The following is a 25,505-nucleotide window of genomic DNA, read 5'->3' as shown; positions in this document are numbered from 1 at the left end:
ACTGTTCATTTATGATGGCCTGCCTGAAAGGGGAGGCCATCATGCATATTAGCGGACAGTGCCACTGCGGCCATGTCAGATTTGAAGCAGAAGCAGACCCGAACCGCGTTGGCATTTGCCACTGCACGGATTGCCAGACACTGACCGGTTCACCCTTCCGCGTCACATTGCTCGTTGAGCGGGCCGATCTCAAAATTCTTGATAACCAACCCAAGCTTTACCGCAAGACCGGCGATAATGGCCGTGTCCGTCGGCAGTATTTTTGTCCCGAATGTGGTTCACCCCTGTTTACAAGCGGGGAGGGCGAGGATGTGAAGGAATGGGGCATTCGTTGGGGCAGCACCAACGAGCGTGATGTCCTGGTTCCCAAAGCGCAGATATGGGCGCAGTCCTCGGTGTCATGGCTGTCGCAGATCGACAAGCTGCCATCCCACGAGAAAGACTACGTGGAATAAAAAACCGCCGGAACAATCCGGCGGTTTTTGTGTTTTGCACAGCAGGCTGATCAGTCGCGACGACCATCGATGGAGTAGGCGCCAGCACCTGCTGCTGCCAGGCCGAGGAAGCCACCAGCAACGGCAACGTTTTTCCAGAAGATCAGGCCGTTGAACATGGTCAGAAGGTTGTTTGCGGCTTCCGGGAAGTCAGGAACAACAATTGGACCATTGTGAAATACAAATGCGGTGAACAGGCAGAAGAGTGCCAGCGCGAATGCTGCAATCTTGGTCTGGAAACCGAGGAGGATGGCAAGGCCAGAGATAACTTCAAAGATACCGGCAAGGTACGCAAGAGCGGTTGCCGCAGGCAGGCCAGCTCCCGCGATCATACCGGCAGTGCCAGATGGGTCGATGAGTTTTGGAAAACCTGCGAGCAGGAACATGGCGGCCAGAAGGATGCGTGCGCCAAGCAGGATCAGACTATTGGTATTGGAGTTCGTTGCAGACATAAAAGGCTCCGTGGATCATGCGCCGTTACGGCGATTGTTAGGAAAGCTGAATTCTGCAAGCATATATGAATGAGTTTGGCCGTTTTCGAAAGATGGACGAAACTAGACAATTTGTTCTCAATTAGTGAACGATGAAAACGTCAAAAACGGTCTGCAAGTGATGCCTGAGATATAAACATATTTGGCATGAATATATCTGGAATGCGCATACAGTCTTAGCACGAGCGAGGAGAATGTGCCGTGATCGATCTTTCTGCTTTTCCCATCACTAGTCAGTGGCCAGCAACCAATCCTGACATTATCCAGCTCTATTCCCTGGCCACGCCCAATGGCGTGAAGGTTGCGATCGCGCTTGAGGAACTGGGTCTTCCTTATGAGGTACACAAGATCGATATCGGCACCAATGTGCAGAAGTCCACGGAGTTTCTGTCGTTGAACCCGAATGGTCGCATCCCGGCAATCATCGATCCGCACGGGCCAAACAAAAGGCCGATTGGCATTTTTGAATCCGGCGCGATCCTGCTTTATCTGGCTGAAAAAACCGGTAAACTTCTGCCGCGTGATCCGGAAAACCGCTATCTGGCCATCCAGTGGCTGTTTTTTCAAGTCGGTGGTGTGGGGCCGATGTTCGGGCAATTCGGGCACTTCTTCAAATACGCCTCAGACAAGGTCGCAAACAACCCGTACCCGGTCGATCGCTACCGGGAAGAGACCATGCGTCTGTTGAGCGTTCTGGAAAAAAGGCTGGAGCACAACCAGTGGCTGGCAGGAGATGATTACAGCATTGCCGATATCGCCACCTTCCCATGGGTGCGCGGCATTGATGTTCATTATGGTGCCAGAGATGCTCTCGCGCTTGATCACTACCCAGCGGTTGCTGCATGGCGCAACAGGGCGGAAGCACGTCCTGCCAGTATCAAGGGGTTGAAGGTGCCTGCCTGACACTGCTGGCACTGGCAGCCCCCCCCCGCAGCGGCGGAGTGGTTGCTTCCAGCGTGAGCCGTCAGACTGAGGTAGCGACCTTACTGAGCAAACCGTGTCGAATAAAATGCATTCTGGCCCAGCGGCACCTGGAAACGTGGGAACATGAAGAGACCAGTGATGGTCCCGTAAAAACGCTCTTCCTGACCTGAGGATTCCCCGGCGCAGAAAACTGGCTGACGTTCGTTGCCATCTGTGCGTACAGTTGTGGTGAAACAGAAACGTGACGCAACCATTGATGCCTGTTCGAACAATGACAGAATGTTGGCGCGATCATTCTGATCATAGCAGCGCATCAGGCTGAGTAGACCGCATTCGTTGCTTTCAAGGCCGTGGATGGAAGATGACAGTCGTCCAAGCTCGATGATACCGTTGGACAGGTTGCCGGTCCATTTTTCAGAGACGCAAAGCTGCGAAAAAACTCCATGGTCCCCGTCGTTCCATGAAGAAGAAAATTCGGCATTGTTGTTTCTCGAAATCTTAAACACAGTATTCCCCGAATTTTTATGCCAGATTGCGTTCCCTGGTCTCTGGTGACCTGACAATATTGGAATGCATAAAGGCACTTCAACATTTTCCGAATTCAAGCGCGCCGCGATCTTTCCGATCTGCGTGATGCGCCATAAACTGCTGTTTTACATGTCGTTACCGCAAAGCCGCTTCACATTTACGCGGCATGATCCGACTACACGCCCCCTGAAGTGTGTGCCTTTGCGATACAGGTCACTCATCATGAGGGACCAGAAGAAGTGAAACCTGCGACTGCGCAAAGTATTCACTCATGCGAATGACTGCGTGTCTTGATGAATTCTTTTTATGTGAGACGCGCTATTGAAACTTATCTTATGGTTGTAAATATCTGCTGTTCGCGCAGGATTTATAGTTTCTTTTTTTTAAACGGCAATGCATTTTTGCTAAAAAACATCACGTGCTATGTTTTTTCTGCGATTATCCGAAAATGCGCGGGTTTTCGCGATTCTCGAGCATGTTTGTCAGTTTAGCCCTTCATCCAAGCAGTTGTTGGATTTCTGAAAGACGCTCTCATACTCTATTTTGGCAATGTAACAAGTATTTTCTAACAGCTATGCTGTCTCATAATGATTCATATTAGATAGTTTTGTATTTCTAATTTATTTTAAACGGCATTTGAAAATAAAATATAGGTGCCGATCTACGTTGTTTGCCGTAGGTGCGCGACAAAACTGCACGCTGGCGTTACAGAAAACTGAAACAAGAATCCCAGCGCATCAGCATTGATAAGCGTTGTTGGACGTTTCTGTGCTTGCACGTCTAAGACGTAAAACCAAAAAGCAGCATGGGCGAAAAAAAAGGCGATCCGAACTGCCCTCTCATATCTGTGCTGATAAGGACTATTAGAAGTCCATGCCGCCCTGTTTTACGCGCTCGCGACGCAAAACCAAAAAGCAGCGTGGGCGAAACGAAAAAGGGCGATCCGAAGACCGCCCTCTCATATCTGCGCTGATAAGGACTATTAGAAGTCCATACCGCCCATGCCGCCCATGCCGCCGCCTGGAAGAGCCGGAGCGTCCTTCTTTGGCAGTTCAGCAATCATGGCTTCGGTGGTGATCAGCAGCGAAGCAACCGAAGCCGCGTTCTGCAGAGCTGTACGAACAACCTTGACTGGGTCGACGATGCCGAGTGCGATCAGGTCGCCGTATTCGCCGGTCTGAGCGTTGTAGCCGTAGTTGTCTTCGTTCTTTTCAAGGATCTTGCCAACAACGATAGAAGCTTCGTCACCAGCATTGTCAGCGATCTGGCGAACCAGAGCCTGCAGCGCGCGGCGAACGATGTTAACGCCAGCTTCCTGGTCGTCGTTCTCGCCCTTGACGGAGATCTTCGTGGACGAACGCAGCAGGGCAACGCCGCCGCCTGGTACGATGCCTTCCTGAACAGCAGCGCGGGTCGCGTTCAGAGCGTCGTCGATGCGGTCCTTCTTTTCCTTCACTTCGACTTCCGTCGAACCGCCAACGCGGATAACGGCAACGCCGCCAGCGAGCTTGGCAAGGCGTTCCTGCAGCTTTTCGCGGTCGTAGTCAGAGGAAGTTTCTTCGATCTGAGCCTTGATCTGGGCAACGCGGCCTTCGATGTCGGACTTCTGGCCGGAGCCGTCAACGATCGTGGTGTTTTCCTTGGAGATCGAAACCTTCTTCGCCTTGCCGAGCATGTCGAGCGTGACGTTTTCGAGCTTGATGCCGAGGTCTTCGGAGATCACGGTACCACCGGTCAGGATGGCGATGTCTTCGAGCATGGCCTTGCGGCGGTCGCCAAAGCCAGGAGCCTTGACAGCAGCGATCTTGAGGCCGCCACGCAGCTTGTTGACGACGAGCGTTGCAAGAGCTTCGCCTTCTACGTCTTCAGCGATGATGATGAGTGGCTTGCCGGTCTGAACAACAGCTTCGAGAACTGGCAGCATGGCCTGCAGGTTCGAAAGCTTCTTCTCGTGGAGAAGGATGTATGCGTCTTCGAGGTCCGCAATCATCTTTTCAGGGTTGGTTACGAAGTAAGGAGACAGGTAACCACGGTCGAACTGCATGCCTTCAACGACTTCGAGTTCGGTTTCAGCGGTCTTGGCTTCTTCAACGGTGATGACACCTTCGTTGCCGACCTTCTGCATTGCTTCAGCAATGTCGAGACCGATCTGACGCTCGCCGTTAGCAGAGATCGTGCCGACCTGTGCAACTTCTTCCGAGGTGTTGATCTTCTTGGCCTTTGCCTGCAGGTCCTTGACGACTTCTGCAACAGCGAGGTCGATACCGCGCTTCAGGTCCATTGGGTTCATGCCAGCTGCAACAGCCTTCGCGCCTTCGCGAACGATTGCCTGGGCCAGAACGGTAGCGGTCGTGGTGCCGTCACCTGCGATGTCGTTGGTCTTGGATGCAACTTCGCGAACGAGCTGTGCACCCATGTTTTCGAACTTGTCTTCCAGTTCGATTTCCTTGGCGACGGAAACGCCGTCCTTGGTGATGCGCGGTGCGCCGAAGGACTTGTCGATAACAACGTTACGACCCTTGGGGCCGAGTGTTACCTTCACTGCGTCAGCGAGAATGTCGACGCCCTTGAGCATCTTTTCGCGTGCGCCGCGGCCGAATTTTACTTCTTTGGCTGCCATTGTTCAAAACTCCTGGTTTCGAATGGCCGGAACGATGTCCGGCTTTGAATTGAAAGGAACGACGGGTTCGGCAGATTAGCCGATGATACCCATGATGTCGGATTCCTTCATGATCAGAAGGTCTTCGCCGTTGAGCTTGACTTCAGTGCCGGACCACTTGCCGAACAGAACGCGGTCACCAGCCTTGACGTCGAGAGCGACGATCTTGCCGGACTCGTCACGGGCGCCGGAGCCAACTGCGACGATTTCGCCTTCCTGCGGCTTTTCCTTGGCGGTATCGGGAATGATGATGCCGCCCTTGGTCTTTTCTTCGGACTCAACGCGACGAACGACGACGCGGTCGTGCAGCGGGCGGAAATTGGTGCTTGTCATTGTCTAATCCCTCGATCAAATGACTTCACGAACCCGGTAAAAAGGTTCGCATGATGGTTGTTAGCACTCAGCACTTTTGAGTGCCAGCGATGCCGAGATAAGGTTGGGCCAACTGTGAGTCAAGAACGGCCTGTCGGAAAAATTTCACAGAACATGGTTATCAGCGATTCATGACAGAAATTTCCAATGCTCAGGTCTCGTCGACCAACCCATCCTTTTTTGAACTTGTGGCGGTTTTCGGGCGCATCGGGCTTTTAAGTTTTGGCGGTCCGGCCGGACAGATCGGCATGATGCACCGGGTGCTGGTAGATGAGCGGCGCTGGATATCCGAAGACAGATTTCTGCACGCCTTGAACTACTGCATGTTGCTGCCAGGCCCAGAGGCCCAGCAACTGGCCACCTATTGTGGCTGGCTTTTGCACGGCAGGCGAGGTGGCATCATTGCCGGCACCTTGTTCGTCCTGCCCGGTTTTTTTGTCATCGTGGCGCTGGCAGCAGCTTATGCACTTTTTCAGGATACGCACTGGCTTCCGGTGCTGCTGTCAGGTCTGAAGGCGGGTGTTCTGGCAATCGTCATCGAGGCCTTGCTACGCGTAGCGAAGCGCGCCCTTGTCAGCCGATTTCAGATGGCTGTGGCTGCGACCTCCTTCATTGCGCTTTTCCTGTTTGGCCTGCCATTTCCGCTGGTCATTCTACTGGCTGGTGCTATGGGGTGGTTTGTTTCACGCAAAGCTGCATTCGGTATCCAGCCACGTGACGAGGCAAATTTATCAGGCAATGCACGTAAGGCGGATGTAGTGCCGCTGCGGCAAAAGGCTTTGGGTTTTGTTGCCGGAATCGCGATCTGGCAAATCCCGTTCGCCCTGACATGGCTGTTTGCCGCGCCTCAAACACTGGCGCTGCTCCAGACCTTTTTTTCCAAAATGGCTGTGGTCACCTTTGGCGGTGCGTACGCCGTTCTTGCCTATGTGGCGCAGGTTGCCGTGGAAACCCATGGCTGGATGACCGCAGGCGAAATGCTTGACGGGCTTGCCTTGGCCGAGGCAACGCCGGGGCCGCTGGTGTTGGTTCTGTCCCATATCGGCTTTCTGGCCGCCTTTCGAAATCCAGGCTGGCTGGACCCGACTGTCGCAGGGGTGATGGGCGCAAGCATTGCCGCATGGGCAACCTTTGTGCCGAGTTTCATTTTGATTTTTCTGGGTGCGCCTTATGTGGAAAGCGCGCGCAACAATAAAAGACTGTCTGCGGCCCTGTCAGCCATTACTGCTGCCGTTGTCGGTGTCATACTGAACCTCTCTGTCTGGTTTGGCCTGCATGTGCTGTTCCGTGACGTTGAACGTGTGGCACTGGTTCCGGCGATCAATCTCAACCTGTCGGTACCTGTCTGGAACACGCTGGATCCGGTTGCTCTCGCTTTGTTCGTCGTCTCGGCATTTCTCCTGTTTCGGTTGAAACTGGGTATGGTACCGGTACTGGCGCTGTGTATCGCCGTCGGTTTTGGCCGCCTGTGGTTGGACGGTTAGCCGCCACAAGGTGAAACTGCCTTTCGCAGCTGTGGCTTTTTTTCTTGCCATCGACGTTGTGCTTTGCAATGTCAGCCTCCATTATCCAACATCTGGAAAGTCCTCATGGCCCATCGCATTACAACTCTTGGCGAAATCACTGCGCAGTTCGACGTCGTCCTCTCGGATGTCTGGGGTGTGTTGCACAATGGCGTTTCGGCATTTCCTGATGCTGCCATTGCCCTGGAAAACGCGCGCAAGGCCGGCAAGACCGTGGTGCTGATTACCAATTCGCCGCGCCCGGCGCCCGGTGTTGTGGCGCAGCTGCGGGCACTCGGCATTCCCGATAGCGCCTACGACCGGATCGTTACCTCAGGCGATGTGACGCGCGGCCTGATCGCCGAAGGCCCGAAAAAGGTTTTCCTGCTGGGACCGGAACGTGACCTGCCATTGCTTGATGGGCTGGCTGTCGAGATCGTGCCGGAAGCCGAAGCGGAATCTGTTGTCTGCACCGGTTTCTTCGATGACGAGACCGAAACCCCTGAAGACTACACCGACATGTTGAAGGGCTTCCTTGCCCGTTCCGTGCCGATGATCTGTGCAAACCCTGACCTGGTGGTTGAACGTGGCGAGCGCATCATTCCCTGCGCCGGTGCCATGGCCGCCTATTATGAGCAGCTTGGCGGCGAGGTTCGTATTGCCGGAAAACCGCATACGCCGATCTATCAGGCCTGCCTTGCTGCGGCGCTAGAGGTGCGCGGACCATTTGCGCAGGAGCGTATTCTGGCAATCGGTGACGGCATGCCGACAGATGTGAAGGGTGCCCTCTCGAACGGCTTGCAATTGCTCTATATAAGCGGTGGCATTCACGCGGCGGAATACACGCTGAATGGCGAGACGGACGAGGCATTGCTCAACGCCTATCTCAAAGGCCAGGGTGCGGCCCCCGGCTGGTGGATGCCGCGTCTGGCGTGAACAGGAACAAGGCGGAAATGACAGTATTTCATCGCAATGAAAAAAAGGAACCGCTGCCGGAAAATCTGCGCGGCGGCGTCATTGCCATCGGCAATTTTGATGGCGTGCATCGCGGCCACCGCGCGGTGCTGGAACGTGCGTTGGAACTGGCAAGATCACGCCAGGTTCCTGCGTTGGTGCTGACGTTTGAACCGCATCCACGCACTGTTTTCAAACCGGATGAACCTGTTTTTCGGCTCAGCCCCGCGTCACTGAAAGCGCGTCTTCTGGAGGCCGAAGGGTTCCAGTCGGTGATCGAATATCCATTTGATCATGATTTTTCGCAGCGCTCTGCTGATGATTTTGTCAAATCCATTCTTTCTGATTGGCTGGGCGCAAGCTCGGTGGTTACCGGTTTTGATTTCCATTTTGGCAAAGGCCGTGAAGGCGGCCCGGCATTTTTGATGGATGCCGGCAAACGTTATGGTTTTGATGTGACACTGGTTGATGCGTTCAGAGATGAGGGTGCCGAAGTGGTGTCGTCCAGTCGGGTGCGTGCCTTGTTGGCGCAGGGTGATGTGGTGGGTGCCGCCGGCCTTCTCGGTTACCGTTATACGGTTGAGGCGGAGGTCATCAAAGGTCAGCAGCTTGGCCGTACATTGGGGTATCCGACTGCCAACATGGCGCTGCCGCCTGAAACGGCACTGAAAGCTGGCATTTATGCCGTGCGGTTCCGCCGCGCCGATGGAACGCTTCATGATGGCGTGGCCAGCTTCGGGTATCGCCCCACGGTTACGGAAAATGGCGCTGCCCTGCTCGAAACATTTGTGTTTGACTTTTCGGGTGACCTTTACGGCGAAACCTGTTCCGTATCCTTCTTCGGTCATCTCAGGGATGAACTGAAGTTTGATGGGCTGGAGCCACTGGTTGCGCAGATCAAACGGGACGAGGAAGAGGCGCGGGCGCTTCTGTCTGGTGTGCGTCCGTTGGGCGAACTGGATGCTAGGATCGCGTTCTGAAGAGGATGCGCAGTTTCAGCGCGCCAAAGAAGGTTTTCGTGCATTTTTTCGGCGCGCTGCTGTGCTTTGATGCACCAATGCCATCTATTCTCTTTTCAAATGGGCTGAAAGCGCTTAAAGAACCGGCACCATGTACCAATATCGGTTGACGTTCATATCCCGAATTATTGGCCCGGCCTTCCGCCCGCTGTAACAGCCGGAAGGTCCGGGATGTCGGCGCTTGTCGAGGCGCTTTCCGCTTTTGTTTATCAAAATCAATACGACGCGACCCCCTGAGGGCGCCTCAGTAACGGTACGGTTATGAACGACACCGCAGAAAAACTAGACTATTCCTCCACGCTCTATTTGCCGCAGACGGATTTCCCGATGCGTGCAGGCTTGCCGCAGAAAGAGCCGGAAACGGTAAAACGCTGGCAGGAAATGGGCCTTTATAAGCGCCTTCGTGCCTCGGCCGCAGGGCGTGAGAAGTTCGTGCTGCATGACGGCCCTCCTTATGCAAACGGCAACATCCACATCGGCCACGCGCTGAACAAGATCCTCAAGGACGTCATCACCCGCTCGTTCCAGATGCGTGGCTTTGACAGTAACTATGTTCCGGGCTGGGATTGCCACGGCCTTCCGATCGAGTGGAAGATCGAAGAAGCCTACCGTGCCAAGGGCAAGAACAAGGACGAGGTTCCGATCAACGAATTCCGCAAGGAATGCCGTGATTTCGCATCTGGCTGGATCGCGAAGCAGTCTGAGGAATTCAAGCGTCTCGGTATCGAAGGCGATTTTGAAAACCCCTACACGACCATGAACTTCCACTCGGAAGCGCGGATCGCTGGCGAATTGTTGAAAATCGCCAAGAGCGGTCAGCTTTATCGCGGCTCCAAGCCGGTCATGTGGTCGGTTGTCGAGCGCACGGCTCTGGCTGAAGCTGAAGTCGAATATGCCGATGTTGAAAGCGACATGATCTGGGTGAAGTTCCCGGTTGTCGAAGGCCCGGCCGACCTGAAGAACAACTTTGTTGTGATCTGGACGACCACACCTTGGACGATCCCGGGTAACCGCGCGATCTCCTTCTCGTCGCGTTTCCCATATGGTCTTTATGAGGTTGAAACGGCCACCAATGATTTTGGTCCGCAGCCCGGCGAAAAGCTCATCTTCTCCACCCGTCTGGCGGATGATGCTGCAGCCAAGGCCAAGGTAACGTTCAAGTTGCTGCGTGGTGTCACGGCAGACGAGCTTGCATCGATCACCTGTGCCCATCCGCTGGCCGCACTGGGATATGATTTCCCGGTTCCGCTGCTGGATGGCGATCACGTCACCGACGATGCCGGTACCGGTTTTGTGCATACTGCACCAAGCCATGGTCGCGAAGACTTTGATGCGTGGATGGCCTATGCCGCCAAGCTGGAAGCGCGCGGCATCTCGTCTAAAATCCCGTTCCCGGTTGGCGATGACGGTTTCTACACAGAAGATGCGCCGGGCTTTGGTCCGTCTGCAGAAGGTGGTCCAGCCCGCGTCATGGACGACAACGGCAAGAAGGGCGACGCCAACGACCGTGTCATCAAGGCGCTGATCGCGGGCAACAACCTGTTTGCACGCGGCCGCCTGAAGCACAGCTATCCGCATAGCTGGCGCTCCAAGAAGCCGGTCATCTTCCGCAACACGCCGCAGTGGTTCGTTTACATGGACAAGGAACTGGGCGACGGCACCACGCTGCGCTCGCGTTCGCTTTCGGCCATCGACGACACCCGCTTTGTACCGGCTTCCGGCCAGAACCGCCTGCGCGCCATGATCGAGAACCGCCCTGACTGGGTGCTGTCGCGTCAGCGCGCCTGGGGCGTTCCTATCGCTGTTTTTGCAGACGAGCAGGGCGAAGTGCTGGTCGACGATGCTGTCAATGCCCGCATCCTTGAAGCTTTCGAGGTTGAGGGTGCGGATGCATGGTTTGCAGAGGGCGCCAAGGATCGTTTCCTCGGCAATGAACATGATCATGCCAAGTGGCACCAGGTCATGGATATCCTTGACGTCTGGTTCGACAGTGGTTGCACGCACACCTTCACGCTGGAAGATCGCCCTGACCTGAAATGGCCAGCCGATGTCTATCTGGAAGGTTCCGACCAGCATCGCGGCTGGTTCCACTCGTCGCTGCTGGAAAGCTGCGCAACGCGTGGCCGTGCGCCTTACAAGGCCGTCGTTACCCACGGTTTCACCATGGACGAGCAGGGTCGCAAGCAGTCCAAGTCGCTTGGCAACGTTGTCGCTCCGCAGGACGTGATGAAGGAATCCGGCGCTGATATCCTGCGTCTGTGGGTCATGACCACCGACTACTGGGAAGACCAGCGTCTGGGCAAGGCCATCATCCAGACAAATATCGATGCCTATCGCAAGCTGCGTAACACCATCCGCTGGATGCTTGGTACGCTGGCCCACGACACCGGTGAAGACATTGCTTATGCCGACATGCCCGAGTTGGAGCAGTTGATGCTGCACCGTCTGGCTGGGCTGGATAAGGTTGTCCGCGAAGGTTACGACTCGTTCGAGTTCAAGAAGATTGCCCGTGCACTGATCGATTTCTCGAATGTCGAGCTGTCGGCATTCTATTTCGACGTTCGCAAGGACACGCTTTATTGCGACGCGCCATCGTCGCTCAAGCGTCGTGCATCGCTGGCGGTTATCCGCAAGCTGTTCGATTGCCTGGTGAGCTGGCTCGCGCCAATGCTGCCATTCACCACCGAAGAGGCATGGCTGTCGCGTTATCCACAGAGTGAATCCGTTCACCTGGAGCAGTTCCCAACTGTGCCAGCGGAATGGAAAAACGATGCGCTTGCGGCCAAGTGGGACAAGATCCGCAAGGTTCGTACCGTCGTCACCGGCGCTCTGGAAATCGAACGCCGTGAGAAGCGTATCGGTTCTTCGCTGGAAGCGGCTCCGGTCGTGCATGTGGCCGATCCGGACCTGCTGAAGGCGCTTGAAGGCCAGGATTTTGCGGAAATCTGCATCACCTCGGCCATCTCGGTTGTCACGGGTGAGGGCGCGGCGGATGACTTCCGTCTGCCCGAAGTCTCCAAGGTTTCTGTTGAGCAGAAGCTGGCAGAAGGCACGAAATGCGCCCGTTCATGGCGCATCACGGCAGATGTCGGTTCTGATCCGCAGTACCCTGACGTGTCAGCCCGTGATGCTGCGGCATTGCGTGAATTGGCCGCAGTAAAGTAAGGAAAATGACCGGATGAATTGCACTTTGGTGCTTCATCCGGTAAACCTGCCTGAAAATGGCCGGATTTTCGCAGCATTGCCATGCAAAATGGCTATGTCCTATGTTTCGGCTTGGCTGGAAGGGTTCGATGAAGATGATGCAAGGTTTACGCATGTCCGGCGGTATCGCAGGTGTTCTCACCGCTTGCCTGACCTTGAGTGCATGTACCGGCAGTCCGACCTATGGTACGGGCAAATCCTCCATGGAGCAGCTTGTTGAAGATCTGGGTTCGTCCGTGTCGCTGACCGGCAACCAGGAAAACCGCAATCTGAAATACACGCCGCGTCCGGGCCTCGTGGTGCCTGCCAATGCAAGCACACGCCAGCTCAACCAGCCACAGCAGACCTTGGCCAGCCGCGAAAACAACCCGCAATGGGTTGAAGCACCGGAAGAAACCCGCGAGCGCCTGCGCGCAGAAGCGGAAGCCAACAAGAACAATCCGAACTACCGTTCGCCGCTTTTGGCAGGCAATGGCACCAATGGCCAGTTGACCGAAAGCCAGAAGTGGGAGGCCTTCCGTCAGGCCAAGGCCGAAGCCTCTGGCGGCAATTCTGTCAACGGCCAGCGCAAATACCTCACTGACCCGCCAGCAGGCTACCGTTCTGCTTCGCAGGAAGAATTGAGCGATCTGGGCGAACCAGAACAGAAGAAGGCCAAGCGCCTGAAGAAGGAAGCCGCTGCTGCCAAGAAGGGCAGCAACTGGTGGATGCCATTCCAATAATGAATGACTAAGGTTTCACGCTGCAGCTGTTGGCGCAGCGTGACATCGCTTGAAGTCAATCTTCGCGTTTGCTCTGGAAAAAATCCCGAAGCAGCTGCGCGGACGAAACTTCACCAATACCGGAATATACATCGGGCGCGTGATGGCAGGTTGGCTGCTGATAAAAGCGCACTCCATTATCGACGGCGCCGCCCTTGGGGTCTTCCGCGCCGTAATACAGTCTTCGAATGCGTGCAAAAGAGATGGCGGCAGCGCACATCGTGCATGGTTCAAGGGTAACATACAGGTCTGCGCCACTCAGCCGTTCCTGCCCCAATGCTTCACATGCCATACGAATCGCCATGATTTCGGCATGTGCCGTCACGTCGTTCAGTTCCCGGGTGCGATTTCCCGAACTGCCGATAACATAACCATCGAGGACCACCACAGCGCCAATTGGAACCTCCTGCTTTTCACCAGCCTCTTGCGCAACCGCAAAGGCAAGGTCCATGAAATGCATTGTTTCCGCCATTGTCTGCAATTTCCTCTTAACCACGGCCGTTTGAACTGATAGGACACGGCAAACAACAGGCAAACAACAAATGACATTCAAAGACAAGCCGAAGCGCGGTGGTGACAAGAAATTCGACCGTGATCGCAAGCCTGGCAAGCCCGATGGCAAGCCGGTAGCGAAAAAACAGTCCTTCGAGAAGTCAGCATCTGCGAAGGTGGATGCGGATGCGCCGACCGGTAAGCCGGAGCGTATTTCCAAGATCATGGCGCGTGCCGGGGTTGCTTCGCGACGTGATGTTGAGCGCATGATCATGGAAGGTCGCGTTTCGCTGAACGGCGTCAAACTCGAATCGCCCGTCGTCAATGCAACGCTTGATGACACGATCGAAGTGGATGGCATGCCAATCCGTGGTGCCGAGCGCACACGTTTGTGGCTCTACCACAAGCCTGCTGGTCTGGTGACCACCAACTTCGACCCTGAGGGTCGCCCCACCGTATTTGACAATCTGCCGGAAGAGCTGCCGCGTGTTCTCTCCATCGGCCGTCTCGACATCAACACCGAAGGTTTGCTGCTGCTGACCAATGATGGTGGTCTGTCGCGTGTCCTCGAACTGCCAACCACTGGCTGGCTGCGCCGTTACCGCGTGCGCGCCCATGGTGAAGTTGACCAGGCCGCACTCGACAAGCTCAAGGATGGCATTGCCGTCGGCGGTGTGCTCTACGGCGCAATCGAAGCGACGCTGGACCGTACGCAGGGCCACAACGTCTGGATTACCATGGGTCTTCGCGAAGGCAAGAACCGTGAAATCAAGAACGTTCTCGGTGCCCTCGGCCTTGAGGTTAACCGCCTGATCCGTATTTCCTACGGTCCTTTCCAGCTTGGTGATCTGCCGGAAGGCAAGGTTATTGAGGTGCGTGGCCGCATGCTGCGTGACCAGTTGGGCCCACGTCTAATTGAAGCAGCTGGCGCCAATTTCGAAGCGCCGCTTTATAATGACCATGTCGCTGGCGACGAAGAGGAAGCACCTGCCGCCCGTCCTGCAAAGGGCGAGTGGGCAAAGCGCACCGATGGTGACGAAGGTGGACGACCTGCCAGATCCGGCGACAAGCGTGAGGGTCGCGAGCGTGTGCTCGGCCGCCTCGACACGAAACGTTCTGACAAGCCTGCCGGCAAATTCGGTTCCAAGCCGGGTTCGAAATTCGGCGCAAAGGGTCGTGACGACGACGATGGTGATGATCGCCGTCCAGCGCGTCCGCCAATGGGCAGCAGCCGTACAGCCAATGTCTGGATGGCGCCTGGTGCAAAGCCAACCCGCGATGGCAAGGCACGCAAGACATCGGCGCGTGCCGAAGCTGAGCTTCTGTTCAAGCAGCCTTCCGCTCAGGAAGAGGCACGTCGCAGCGTTGTCCGCCATGCCGACGACGAGGGTGAGTGGATCCGTTCCGACTCCCCGCCGCGTGATGAAGAGCGCGGTCGTGGACGTGGTGACAGGCCATCCCGTGGCGACAAGCCATTCGGTGACCGCCCGGCGCGCGGTGAGCGCAGCGAACGTTCCTTTGGTGACCGTCCGCGCGAAGAGCGCTCGTTCAGAGACCGCCCGATACGCGGTGAACGTTCCGAGCGTCCAGCTCGTGGTGATAGACCTGCGCGTGGTGACAGACCGTTTGGTGACCGTCCACCACGCGGCGACAAACCTTTTGGTGATCGTCCGCCACGCGGAGATCGTGCCGAACGCGGTGAGCGCTCTGAGCGCCCAGCCCGTGGTGATAGACCTGCACGTGGCGACAGACCATTCGGTGACCGTCCGGCCCGTGGTGAGCGCAGTGAACGTAGCGAACGCCCATTTGGTGACAAGCCACGCGGCGGCAAGCCCGGTTTTGGTAAACCACGCGGCGAGCGCTCCGAAGGTGGCGCTGCACGCGGTAAGTTCGATGGTAAAGGGTCTGGGGGAAAACCTGGCGGCAAAGGTCCTGGGAAGGGACCTGGCGGCAGGCCTTCAGGTGGCAAAGGGATGACACGGAATGCGGATCGTAGGCGGTGAGTTTCGTGGCCGTAGCTTGGCGGCCCCAAAATCAAACAGCATTCGTCCAACAATCGACAGAACCCGTGAAAGCCTGTTCAACATATTGAGCCATGCCTATCCGGAATCTCTGGATGGCACGCGTATTCTCGATGTGTTCGCAGGCACGGGTGCCGTCGGCCTTGAGGCCCTGTCGCGCGGCTGTCGTATTGCGCTGTTTGTGGAAAATGGCGTTGAAGGCCGTGGACTGCTTTGGGAAAATATCGATGCACTCGGCCTGCATGGCCGTGCACGCATTTTGCGCCGCGATGCCACCAAACTTGGCGGCGTCAACAATATCGAGCCATTTGATGTGCTGTTCGCAGACCCTCCTTACGGGCAGGGGCACGGCGAAAAGGCATTTGTGGCTGCGCATGAAGGTGGCTGGCTGGTGCCGGGTGCGCTCGCTATTCTTGAAGAGCGCGGTGATGTCGTGGTCAGCGTGTCCCCAGTCTTCAAACCGCTGGAGCAGCGCACCTTTGGCGATACAAAGATGCATTTCTATCGTTACGAACCGTGACGGGATGCGGTTGTCATGACCCGGAAAACCGCCTCTCACTGACAATGCAACAGGGCATGTAACGGCTGGTGTGAAGGACGCTCTCAAAATGCAGGAAACGCCTTCTCATCCAGTCCCCGTTGTAAGCGAGCCGCGATTTGCCATTGCCCTTGGCGGCGGTGGTGCGCGCGGTATTTGCCATATCAACATCATCGAAGCGATGGATGAGCTGGGCATCAAGCCGGTTGCTGTCGCGGGCGCTTCCATCGGCTCCATTTTCGGCGCGGGTTACGCTGCCGGCATGAAGGGCGATGACATTCGCCGTTACACGATTGATCTGATGGGGCGAAAGGGCAGTGTCGCAAACCGCCTTTGGAGCCTTGGGCCGGCCACCATGCGCCATCCTGTCGATGGTTTCCGGCTTGGGCAGTTCAATCTCGAGCTTATTCTTGAAGCCTTGCTGCCGCAGGCTATTCCAAAGACCTTTGAAAAGCTGCCAACACCCCTGAAGGTCGTGACCACCGATTATTACGGCCAATGTGAAGCCGTGGTGAGCGAAGGTGACATCTGCACGGCGCTGGCTGCATCATCCGCCATTCCCGCCCTGTTTATGCCGGTGCGCGTTAATGGTCGGGTGATGATTGACGGCGGCATCTTCAACCCCGTTCCTTATGAACCGCTGCTTGATGATGCCGATATTGTGATCGGGGTGGATGTGGTCGGTGGACCGGAAGGCGACGGCGCGACCATTCCCAGCCGTATCGACAGTCTTTTTGGGGCAAGCCAGTTGATGATGCACTCGGCCATCGCTGCAAAACTCAAGCTCAACCCGCCGCATATTTTCCTGCGACCACCGGTAAACCGTTTCCGCGTCATGGATTTTATGAAGGCGGAAGAAGTTTTGAAAGAAACGGCTTCGGTCAAGGATGACCTCAAACGGCAGATCGAAACCCAGATCGAACTGTACCACCGCCGCCGGGAAGGACGGATATGACACGTGTCAAAATCGTGGTGTCGCAGAACAGGGCTGCAATCCAGACCTGATTTTACGCGCCAGATTTTCCTTTACCCTTGATGATCTGCGCACCGGTCAATAAATGGAGCGTAACGAAAGGCGAAATAATGTCCTCAGAAATCAACTCCTCCACTCTTCTCGACCGTGCAAGCCAGTTGGTTGATCTTGCCAAGCAGGCTGGCGCCGACAAGGCAGACGCCGTTGTGGTCCGCTCCCGTTCGCATTCTGTTGGTGTTCGCCTCGGTAAGGTTGAAAACACGGAATCGTCTGAAAGCGATGATTTTGCGCTGCGCGTATTTGTCGGAAACAGGGTGGCCAGTGTTTCGGCCAATCCCGGTTTTGATCTGAAGACCCTCGCCGAGCGTGCAGTTGCGATGGCGCGTGTTTCCCCTGAAGACCCCTTTGCTTGCCTCGCAGACGAAGCGCGTCTCGCTGGAAAATACGACGATCTCGATCTGTTCGATCCGACCGAAGTTTCGGCCGATGCGCTGCGGGAAGCCGCGCTTGCGATGGAAGATGCCGCGCTTGCCGTCAAGGGCGTGACCAATTCATCCGGCGCCGGTGCTTCAACCGGCATGGGCGGGCTTGTTCTTGTCACCTCACATGGTTTCGCAGGCAGCTATATGGGCAGCCGTTTCAGCCGCTCCGTCAGCGTTATCGCCGGCGAGGGAACGAAGATGGAGCGCGACTATGATTTCGACACCCGTCTTTATTTTTCCGATCTCGATAATGCCGAAGAGATTGGCCGTCGCGCCGGTGAGCGGGTGGTTGAACGCCTGAATCCACGTCAGGCCGATACTGGCAAAAATCTGACCGTGGTGTTTGATCCGCGTGTGGCACGCGGCTTTGTCGGCCATATCGCTGGTGCCATCAATGGCGCATCGGTTGCCAGAAAAACCAGCTTCCTGCGCGACAAGATGGGCCAGCAGGTATTGAAAAGCGGCCTGTCGATCACCGACGATCCGCAGATCGTGCGCGGCTCCTCGTCCCGCCCGTTTGATGGTGAAGGTATTCGCGGCGAACGTCTTGTCATGATCGAGGATGGTGTGCTCAAGCACTGGTTCCTGTCTACGTCTGCTGCAAAAGAAATCGGTGGTTTCGAAACCAATGGCCGTGGCGTTCGTGGCGGCACGACCGTTACCCCCGGTTCGACCAATCTGGCGCTGGAGCCGGGCGATGTCTCGCCGGAAGAGCTGATCGCCAGCGTTGGCAACGGTTTCTATGTGACGGAACTGATCGGCCAGGGGGTCAACATGATCACCGGCGAATATAGCCGCGGTGCGACAGGCTTCTGGATCGAAAACGGCAAATTGTCCTATCCCGTGTCCGAGGTGACCATTGCGTCCAACCTCAAGGACATGTTCATGCGGGTAACGCCAGCCAATGACGTTGACCGCAAATACGGTGTCGCAGCACCAACTCTGGCCATTGAGGGCATGACGCTTGCCGGTCGTTGAACCGGCAAAGCAGATAGCGATAAAACAATGACGGCAGTGCATAACAACTGGCAAGCCGACCTCGCGCTTATTGTTGATGCCGCACGGCAGGCAGGCGAGGTGGCATTTGGCTATTTCGGCAACAAACCGGAGGTCTGGTGGAAGAATGAAGGTCGCTCTCCCGTCAGTGCCGCTGACTACGCCGCCAATGCCGTGCTGGAAAAAATGCTGCGCACGGCCCGACCAGATTATGGCTGGTTGTCGGAAGAGACCGAAGACGGACATGACCGCCTGAGCCGCAAAACCGTATTTGTCGTTGATCCAATTGATGGTACGCGAGCGTTCATCTCAGGGCTGGATACGTGGTGTGTCAGCGTTGCGGTGGTGCATGATGGTGAACCTGTTGCCGGTGTGCTGGTCGCGCCGGCGCTGAAGGAAGAATTTGTGGCCGCCAAAGACGGCGTTGCGCAAAGAAACGGTCAGGCGATTACTGTGTCGTTTCCGGCGCCTGTCCTGAATATTGCCGCACCTGAAGATGTTGTCGCCGATCTGTCAAAGAAAAGCGCCCAGGCCATCAACCGCATCAAACACGTGCCGTCGCTGGCCTATCGCCTGGCCATGGTGGCAGATGGTCGTATCGATGGTACACTGGTGCGTACCGGTTCGCACGACTGGGATTTGGCTGCCGCCGATCTCATTCTGCAATGTGCCGGTGGTCGTCTCGTCAACCTCGACGGTTCGCCCATACTCTATAACAAATCGGTGGTTAGCCACCCTCCCTTGTGCGCGGCAAGTGAAACCGTGCTGGCAGGTCTTCTGAACGCTTTGTGAAGCCATGTACCAGTTGACCTTTGTGCTGAAATCCCGCACAGGAAAGGGACCAGATCACATGGCAAGAGATAAAAGAAAATGACCGAATCCAGTGAAAAAAAACAACTTCTGCACCTCGTTTTTGGCGGCGAGCTTGAAAGTCTTGAAGATGTGCAATTCCGCGATCTGAACGGGTTGGATATCGTTGGTATCTTCCCGGACTACGCCTCTGCACTGACGGCTTGGAAAGCAAAGGCGCAGCAGACTGTGGATAATGCCCATATGCGCTACTTTATAGTGCATATGCACAGACTTCTTGATCCGCAGAGCGCGAAATAACGGGCGTTAGTCTTAAAGAGCCCGAATTATGCTGTAATATATTCCAAAGAATCACACGGCATGGGTGTGAAAACTTCCATGCCGTATTTGAATATTTTTGCCGCAAATGAACGAAAAGATTCGGGTCGGCACAATTATTGACGCATTTCGATAAGACAGAAAGTTCCAATCAAAACACCTTGCAGGGGATCGCACCATTGGGCGCACGGATTGAAGGCATACCGTCATGAAGAGCCGAATTGCGCGGGTTGCACTTTCCGGTTACCGGTTGGCAGGCATGGCGGCTTATCCGTTTGCCGGTCCTTATCTCACCTATCGGGCAGTGAAGGGAAAGGAAGATCGCAGCCGTAAGCTGGAACGCTTTGGCTACGCCAGTATAGAGCGCCCCAGAGGCCCGCTCATCTGGTTCCACGCTGCCAGCGTTGGCGAAACAATGGCACTCATTCCCCTGATCCGTGAAATCCGCAAACGCGAAATTCACGTGTTGCTGACCACCGGAACGGTCACCTCAGCAGAACTTTGCCGCTCCAGACTTGGCAATGACGTCATTCATCAATATGTGCCGCTCGATATCAAAATCGCGGTAAAACGTTTCATCAGTTACTGGCACCCGGATGCTGCTATCACCGCGGAATCGGAAGTCTGGCCCGTGACGATGATGGAACTGGAGCAGGCCCACATTCCGCAAATCCGGGTGAATGCCCGCATGTCGGATCGTTCTTTTGCTCGTTGGCAATCGCATGCCGATTTTGCTGAAACCATTTTCAACAAGATGTCACTGGTTATTGCGCAGTCTGATCTGGACGCCGAGCGCTTCCGTGATCTCGGTGCCTGGCCGGTGATGACTTCAGGCAACCTCAAGGGCGATACTGATCCACCACCGGTGGATCAGGAACTGCTGGAGCGTTACCGCCAGCAGATCGGTTTGCGCAAGACCTGGGCGGCAATCTCGACCTTTGAAGGCGAAGAAAAAATCGCCGGAACGGTTCACAACGCCATCAAGGCGCGAAATGGGCAATTGTCGATCATCGTGCCGCGTCACCCAGACAGAGCCGATGCGATTGAAGCGCAGTTGAAGGAAATGAACCTTGTTGTAGCGCGTCGTAGCCGCAACGATGTGATAACGCCGGAAACAGATGTGTTTCTGGGTGACAGCATCGGCGAAATGGGGCTTTACCTTCGCCTGACGGAAATTGCCTTTGTTGGCCGCTCGCTGACAGGCGAGGGCGGGCAAAACCCGTTGGAGCCAGCCATGTTGGGCTGCGCGGTGCTGTCTGGTGCTCATGTGCAGAATTTCCGCGAAGCTTATCAGAAGCTGCTGCGGGCCGGCGGTGGGCGTATCGTCCGTGATGTCGAGATGCTGGCCAAGGCCGTTCATTATTTGATGGTCAACGACAATGAGCGTTACAAGATGATGGATGCCGGCGACCGGGTCATTCAGGATATGCGTGGCGCACTATCATCAACGCTCAAGGGTCTTGAGCCCTACATCGCTCCATTGATCGTGACTGCCAAGTTGATGCCGAGAAATGTGGCAACTGGCTGAGATATCGCTGCGGGCGCGATGCGTTTTGGCGGTTAGAGCTGGCAACGCGCTTTAATCACACGCCTCGTCACATGTCTTTCCGCCCTGGCAGGTTTGTTGCCGAGGTTCTATTTTAAGATCGGTTTTTCCATTGAACAAAGACACGCAGTCCATAGCCGGTATTCTGTTTGACAAGGATGGAACCCTACTGGGTTATGACGCAAGCTGGGGACCCGTGAACCGGGAGCTCGCCCGTATCGCGTCCATGGGTGATCCTGATTTGGCGGACAGGTTGCTTCTGGCCTGCGGCATGGACCCTGTGAGCGGAAAAGTTCAGGCTGACAGCCTGTTGGCTGCTGGTAATACCCACGAAGTTGCCGCCGGTCTGGTTGCGGCTGGCTCGCCGTATGAAATCGGTGAATTGACCAGACGTCTCGACGCCTTGTTTACCAGCGCGGCTGCGGATTCTGTCCCGGTTACCGATCTAAGAGCGTTCTTCGGACGTCTGCGTGAGCGCGGCTTTCGCATCGGCATTGCTTCCAGCGACAACGAGCGTTCGATCCGCGAGACGGCCCGTCGCTTTGATTTCGAAGAGCATATCGATTTCATCGCTGGTTATGACAGCGGTTTTGGCACCAAGCCGCAGCCTGGCATGGTATTAGGTTTCTGTGAGGCGGTGAACCTGTCACCGTCACAGGTCGCGGTGGTTGGAGATAACAATCACGATTTGCATATGGCAAAAAGCGCTGGGGCGGCTTTGAAGGTTGCCGTCTTGACTGGCACTGGTTCGCCGCAAAGCCTGAGTGATGACAGTGATTATTGCCTGCCTGACATCACGGCGCTGGAGCCGCTTTTGCCGCACCGGGCTGCAATTTAACCGTCTGCAAACAGACCTCCAGGCTCACGTTTCGTCACTTTAGTATATTTTATCGTTTCAATCCGATATTGGCAGATAGGGTATTCGGTAGGAGCGACAAGATGATTTCGGAAGCACCGCCCTTCTGGTGGAGGAAAGCGGGCTGGCAGGCGTATGCACTCAAACCCCTTTCCTGGGTTTACGGCTGGATTGCGGGCAAACGAATGCGCCGCGAAAACCGCCCATCGGTCACTGTTCCGGTCATCTGCATCGGCAATTTTACGGTTGGTGGCGCGGGCAAAACACCGACCGCCATCGCAATTGCCAGGGCTGCCGTTGAAAAGGGCTTGAAGCCCGGGTTTCTCAGTCGTGGCTACGGCGGCACGCTGGATGTCACAACGCTGGTTGAACCCCGCCACCGCGCAGCCGATGTCGGCGATGAACCCCTATTGCTGGTCGATCATGCCATGACTGTCATTTCACGACGACGGGTGGATGGCGCGCGCCGCCTTGTTGAAGCTGGCGCCGATCTCATCATCATGGATGACGGCTTTCAGAGTGCACGTCTGACGTTGGATTACGCGCTGGTAGTGATAGACAGTGTTCGCGGTATCGGCAATGGCTGCATGGTGCCATCAGGCCCGGTGCGTGCTCCGATCAAGGAACAGATGCAGCAGCTTTCCGCAATCCTGAAAGTGGGAAGTGGTGAGGCGGCCGATCCACTGGTGCGCAAGGCAGCACGGGCGGGAAAGACCATTTTTGTCGCGGCTATCCAGCCGGTCATTCCGCCGGGTTTTGTCGGTGCACGTGTACTTGCCTATGCCGGCATCGCAGATCCGGACAAGTTTTACAGGACGGTCGAGAGTCTCGGCGGCAACATCATCGAGCGGCGCTCATTCAGCGACCATCATGCATTTGAGGAAGACGAGATTGCCGACCTTTTGGCGCTGGCAGACAAACAGCAGCTTTTACTGGTCACCACGGCCAAGGATTCCGTGCGTCTGAAAGGGGTTCACGGCAAAGCCGAAGAACTCTTCCGGCGCAGCCAGGTCATCGAAATCGAAATGGTGTTCGATGATCCGCAGACCGCATCCGACATGATCGATACGGCAATTGAAAACTGCCGCACCCGTCTTCTCAAAAACAAGGGCAATTGAGTAGGCCTAGAGCACCTGACGTTTCTGGTTTGGCAGAACGCCAGCAATCTTGTCTGCTTCGAGCGATGCGGCGGCGTCCACATAAGGTTCTTGCCGTGCCACGCTCCAGTAGCGCAACTCGTCCAGAGGGATCTGTTTGCCCGTCATGGCACAGGTCACAAAGGTGCCATTGGTCACGATCTGATAATCGCCATCCAGATATTTGATCTTCGCTTCGCGGCTGCCGCTGCCTTCAAACCGGTTCATCCGCTGTCTCCATCGCGTTTTTGAGGTCAGCGCTGTGTTTGGCTGACCTGTTTGTCTTTATGTCTTAATCTCCACCGGCCTGAAATACCAGTGGTTAGAAAATTGCCTAGCTCCGGCCAAACAGCCGCTCGATGTCGGACAGTTTCAGCTCGATATAGGTTGGCCGCCCATGGTTGCACTGGCCGGAACCGGGGGTGTTTTCCATTTGTCGCAACAGGGCATTCATCTCTTCGGGCCGCAGGCGACGGCCGGATCGCACCGATCCGTGGCAAGCCATTGTGGCAGCCACATATTCCAGCTTGTTATGCAGGGTAGAGGCGGTATCCCATTCTGCGATTTCATCGGCCAGCTGTTTTACCAGCCCCTGCGCATCCACCTTGCCCAGCATCGCCGGTGTTTCGCGAACCGCGATGGCACCGGGTCCAAATCGCTCGATTGCCAGCCCCAGACCATCAAAGCCTTCGGCATGTTCCATCAATCGGTCGCAATCTTCCTCTGGCAGGTCGATGATTTCAGGGATCAGCAGAGCCTGAGATGGTGGGCGACGCGAGTGCAGCGCCTTGCGCATCTCTTCAAACACCAGGCGTTCATGGGCGGCGTGTTGGTCAACGATCACCAGCCCATCGTCTGTCTGCGCGACGATGTAATTTTCATGGATCTGTGCACGTGCCGCACCCAGCGGATAGTTGGATGTTGCAAGGCTTTCGGGTGCAGGTTCTGCAAAACTATTTGCCGTTTCCTGCCGAGCTGTCGGCGAGGTCATGTCGATAAATTCGGCCTGCCTGCTTTCTGCGAAGCCCGTGGCCGGCTGATAGGCGAAGGGGCGCGTGGGTGATGTGGCCGCAGCCCACGGTGCGGCGGATTGCGGTCTGGCAGCCTGTGTCGGCTGGAAACCCTGCCGGAACGCGCTCATCATGCCACTGGTGGCCGTGGTGGAGGCGCGGTCACCCTCGCGGGCCAGCGCCTCGCGGATCGCACCAACAATCAGGCCGCGCACAAGGCCCGGATCACGGAACCGCACATCCGATTTCGCCGGATGGACGTTGACATCGACGAGCGCAGGATCAAGTGTCAGTGACAGGACGGCAACCGGGTAACGCCCATGCGGTATCGTTTCGGCATAAGCGCCGCGAATGGCTGAGAGCAGCAGCTTGTCCTGAACCGGACGGCCGTTCACGAACATATATTGATGCGCGGAATTGCCCCTGTTGAAGGTGGGTACCCCTGCAAAGCCGGACAGAGCGACATCTTCACGGGCGGCATCAATGGCAATGGCATTGTCGCGGAAATCTGCCCCCAGAATCTGGCCCATTCGGGCCAGTGCATCGCCCCCCGTTGCTGGAAGTTCGAGGGTCGAGCGGTCGGTGCCGGATAGCACGAAACGAATATTGGGAAACGCAATGGCCATGCGTTTGACCGTTTCGGTAATAGCTGCTGTTTCCGCCCGCTCGCTTTTGAGAAATTTCAGGCGCGCAGGGGTCGCAAAAAACAGGTCCCGCACTTCGACAACGGTCCCAACATTGGCCGCCGCCGGGCGTACATCTGCAACTTTACCGCCGGTCACAGCCACCACAGATCCCTGATCGGAGCCATGCTGGCGACTGGTAATGGTCAGTTTCGCCACCGAACCGATCGACGGCAGCGCCTCACCACGAAAACCAAGCGTGCGAATATCGTCAAGCGTCTGCGAGATTTTCGAGGTGCAATGGCGCTTGATGGCCAGCGCCAGATCGTCAGGGCTCATGCCCGAGCCGTTGTCGGTAATGCGAATAAGGCTTTTTCCGCCGCCCGATGTGGCAATCTCGATGCGCGTTGCGCCGGCATCGATCGCATTTTCGATCATTTCCTTGGCCGCGCTGGAGGGCCGTTCGATGACCTCGCCAGCGGCGATCTGATTGATGAGCGTTTCTGAAAGCTGTTTTATGGACATGATTCTATTGTCGTGAATTTGGCCCTGCGGGAAAAGAAAAATCGTATATCCAAGGCCTCTTATGCACGGGTTCCCGCGCCATTAAGTATCGCTTAAGACAAAAGCGGTAGTCTCGCAACAACTTGAAATGATTACGGGATACTATTTTCCGTCAAAGCATTGGGTGGTCAACCGGAGGGTCACCGATTTTGAAAATGACAGCTTTGCTTCAAGTTCTGCCCGGTATGTTTCTCAGCAATTTCACCGTTCGCGGCCCCGTGCACGATATTGG

Annotated in this window: 23 protein-coding genes; 16 read left to right on the top strand and 7 right to left on the bottom strand. The window is 56.0% G+C overall.

What is annotated here, in order from left to right; genetic code table 11:
- Positions 1 to 41 precede the first annotated feature (41 nt).
- A complete protein-coding gene (locus tag RT613_RS06360) occupies positions 42 to 455 on the top strand; it encodes a GFA family protein (RefSeq protein WP_313613875.1) in 414 nt (137 codons plus the stop codon).
- 50 nt (positions 456 to 505) lie between these two features.
- Here RT613_RS06360 and RT613_RS06355 read toward each other — a convergent pair whose 3' ends face one another.
- A complete protein-coding gene (locus RT613_RS06355) occupies positions 506 to 946 on the bottom strand; it encodes a DoxX family protein (protein ID WP_313613873.1) in 441 nt (146 codons plus the stop codon).
- 240 nt (positions 947 to 1,186) lie between these two features.
- Here RT613_RS06355 and RT613_RS06350 point away from each other — a divergent pair, with 240 nt between their 5' ends.
- Positions 1,187 to 1,888, top strand: a complete 702-nt coding sequence (locus RT613_RS06350; protein ID WP_313613871.1) for a glutathione binding-like protein — start codon at positions 1,187 to 1,189, stop codon at positions 1,886 to 1,888.
- An 80-nt stretch (positions 1,889 to 1,968) separates the two neighbouring features.
- On the opposite strand, the gene RT613_RS06345 is transcribed toward RT613_RS06350, so the two are convergent.
- The 3 genes from RT613_RS06345 to groES all read right to left on the bottom strand — a co-directional run bounded on the left by RT613_RS06345 (position 1,969) and on the right by groES (position 5,429).
- Entirely contained in the window at positions 1,969 to 2,514 is a 546-nt protein-coding gene (locus RT613_RS06345) for a hypothetical protein (protein ID WP_313613870.1), read from the bottom strand.
- Between the two features lie 905 nt (positions 2,515 to 3,419).
- On the bottom strand, positions 3,420 to 5,057 hold the full coding sequence (gene groL / locus RT613_RS06340; RefSeq protein ID WP_313613868.1) for a chaperonin GroEL: 1,638 nt from the start codon (positions 5,055 to 5,057) through the stop codon (positions 3,420 to 3,422).
- 75 nt (positions 5,058 to 5,132) lie between these two features.
- Entirely contained in the window at positions 5,133 to 5,429 is a 297-nt protein-coding gene (gene groES / locus RT613_RS06335; protein ID WP_313613866.1) for a co-chaperone GroES, read from the bottom strand.
- A gap of 170 nt (positions 5,430 to 5,599) precedes the next feature.
- Between groES and chrA the strand changes: the two genes are divergently transcribed.
- The 5 genes from chrA to RT613_RS06310 all read left to right on the top strand — a co-directional run bounded on the left by chrA (position 5,600) and on the right by RT613_RS06310 (position 12,869).
- Positions 5,600 to 6,952 (top strand): chromate efflux transporter, encoded by a 1,353-nt coding sequence (chrA, locus tag RT613_RS06330; protein ID WP_313613864.1) that lies wholly within the window; start codon positions 5,600 to 5,602, stop codon positions 6,950 to 6,952.
- A 105-nt stretch (positions 6,953 to 7,057) separates the two neighbouring features.
- Positions 7,058 to 7,906: a TIGR01459 family HAD-type hydrolase gene (locus RT613_RS06325; protein WP_313613862.1), complete on the top strand. Its 849-nt coding sequence runs from the start codon at positions 7,058 to 7,060 to the stop codon at positions 7,904 to 7,906.
- A gap of 17 nt (positions 7,907 to 7,923) precedes the next feature.
- Positions 7,924 to 8,904, top strand: a complete 981-nt coding sequence (locus tag RT613_RS06320; protein WP_313613860.1) for a bifunctional riboflavin kinase/FAD synthetase — start codon at positions 7,924 to 7,926, stop codon at positions 8,902 to 8,904.
- Between the two features lie 300 nt (positions 8,905 to 9,204).
- A complete protein-coding gene (gene ileS, locus RT613_RS06315) occupies positions 9,205 to 12,108 on the top strand; it encodes an isoleucine--tRNA ligase (RefSeq protein ID WP_313613858.1) in 2,904 nt (967 codons plus the stop codon).
- Positions 12,109 to 12,236: 128 nt separating this feature from the next.
- On the top strand, positions 12,237 to 12,869 hold the full coding sequence (locus tag RT613_RS06310; protein ID WP_313613856.1) for a hypothetical protein: 633 nt from the start codon (positions 12,237 to 12,239) through the stop codon (positions 12,867 to 12,869).
- A 55-nt stretch (positions 12,870 to 12,924) separates the two neighbouring features.
- Here RT613_RS06310 and RT613_RS06305 read toward each other — a convergent pair whose 3' ends face one another.
- Positions 12,925 to 13,380 carry a nucleoside deaminase gene (locus RT613_RS06305; protein WP_313613855.1) on the bottom strand — a complete coding sequence of 152 codons (456 nt, stop codon included), beginning with the start codon at positions 13,378 to 13,380 and terminating at the stop codon, positions 12,925 to 12,927.
- A gap of 70 nt (positions 13,381 to 13,450) precedes the next feature.
- Here RT613_RS06305 and RT613_RS06300 point away from each other — a divergent pair, with 70 nt between their 5' ends.
- From RT613_RS06300 to lpxK, 9 genes are all read left to right on the top strand, one after another.
- Positions 13,451 to 15,403, top strand: a complete 1,953-nt coding sequence (locus tag RT613_RS06300) for a pseudouridine synthase (RefSeq protein ID WP_313613854.1) — start codon at positions 13,451 to 13,453, stop codon at positions 15,401 to 15,403.
- Positions 15,384 to 15,941 (top strand): 16S rRNA (guanine(966)-N(2))-methyltransferase RsmD, encoded by a 558-nt coding sequence (gene rsmD, locus RT613_RS06295; RefSeq protein WP_313613852.1) that lies wholly within the window; start codon positions 15,384 to 15,386, stop codon positions 15,939 to 15,941. Before RT613_RS06300 ends, rsmD begins: the two co-directional genes overlap by 20 nt.
- An 88-nt stretch (positions 15,942 to 16,029) precedes the next feature.
- Positions 16,030 to 16,914 carry a patatin-like phospholipase family protein gene (locus RT613_RS06290; protein ID WP_313613851.1) on the top strand — a complete coding sequence of 295 codons (885 nt, stop codon included), beginning with the start codon at positions 16,030 to 16,032 and terminating at the stop codon, positions 16,912 to 16,914.
- A gap of 128 nt (positions 16,915 to 17,042) precedes the next feature.
- Positions 17,043 to 18,392 carry a TldD/PmbA family protein gene (locus RT613_RS06285; RefSeq protein WP_313613849.1) on the top strand — a complete coding sequence of 450 codons (1,350 nt, stop codon included), beginning with the start codon at positions 17,043 to 17,045 and terminating at the stop codon, positions 18,390 to 18,392.
- Positions 18,393 to 18,419: 27 nt separating this feature from the next.
- The gene (locus tag RT613_RS06280) at positions 18,420 to 19,202 is read left to right on the top strand and encodes a 3'(2'),5'-bisphosphate nucleotidase CysQ (protein WP_313613847.1); all 783 of its coding nucleotides are present in this window, start codon (positions 18,420 to 18,422) and stop codon (positions 19,200 to 19,202) included.
- 78 nt (positions 19,203 to 19,280) lie between these two features.
- Positions 19,281 to 19,520 (top strand): DUF4170 domain-containing protein, encoded by a 240-nt coding sequence (locus tag RT613_RS06275; protein ID WP_313613846.1) that lies wholly within the window; start codon positions 19,281 to 19,283, stop codon positions 19,518 to 19,520.
- A gap of 226 nt (positions 19,521 to 19,746) precedes the next feature.
- The gene (gene waaA, locus RT613_RS06270) at positions 19,747 to 21,066 is read left to right on the top strand and encodes a lipid IV(A) 3-deoxy-D-manno-octulosonic acid transferase (protein ID WP_313613845.1); all 1,320 of its coding nucleotides are present in this window, start codon (positions 19,747 to 19,749) and stop codon (positions 21,064 to 21,066) included.
- A gap of 130 nt (positions 21,067 to 21,196) precedes the next feature.
- Positions 21,197 to 21,922 (top strand): HAD family hydrolase, encoded by a 726-nt coding sequence (locus RT613_RS06265; protein WP_313613843.1) that lies wholly within the window; start codon positions 21,197 to 21,199, stop codon positions 21,920 to 21,922.
- 101 nt (positions 21,923 to 22,023) lie between these two features.
- Positions 22,024 to 23,058, top strand: coding sequence for a tetraacyldisaccharide 4'-kinase (gene lpxK / locus RT613_RS06260; protein WP_313613841.1), 1,035 nt, complete (start codon positions 22,024 to 22,026; stop codon positions 23,056 to 23,058).
- A gap of 6 nt (positions 23,059 to 23,064) precedes the next feature.
- Here the strand turns inward: lpxK and RT613_RS06255 are convergent, their stop codons facing one another.
- Entirely contained in the window at positions 23,065 to 23,304 is a 240-nt protein-coding gene (locus RT613_RS06255; protein WP_313613839.1) for a DUF2093 domain-containing protein, read from the bottom strand.
- Between the two features lie 106 nt (positions 23,305 to 23,410).
- Positions 23,411 to 25,234: a DNA mismatch repair endonuclease MutL gene (gene mutL, locus RT613_RS06250; RefSeq protein WP_313613837.1), complete on the bottom strand. Its 1,824-nt coding sequence runs from the start codon at positions 25,232 to 25,234 to the stop codon at positions 23,411 to 23,413.
- Between the last annotated feature and the right edge of the window lie 271 nt (positions 25,235 to 25,505).

The organism is Agrobacterium sp. (assembly GCF_032092815.1).
Taxonomy (GTDB): Bacteria; Pseudomonadota; Alphaproteobacteria; order Rhizobiales; family Rhizobiaceae; genus Agrobacterium.
Note: the sequence above shows the minus strand (reverse complement) of the source record. Positions and strands in the feature narration are given on the sequence as shown.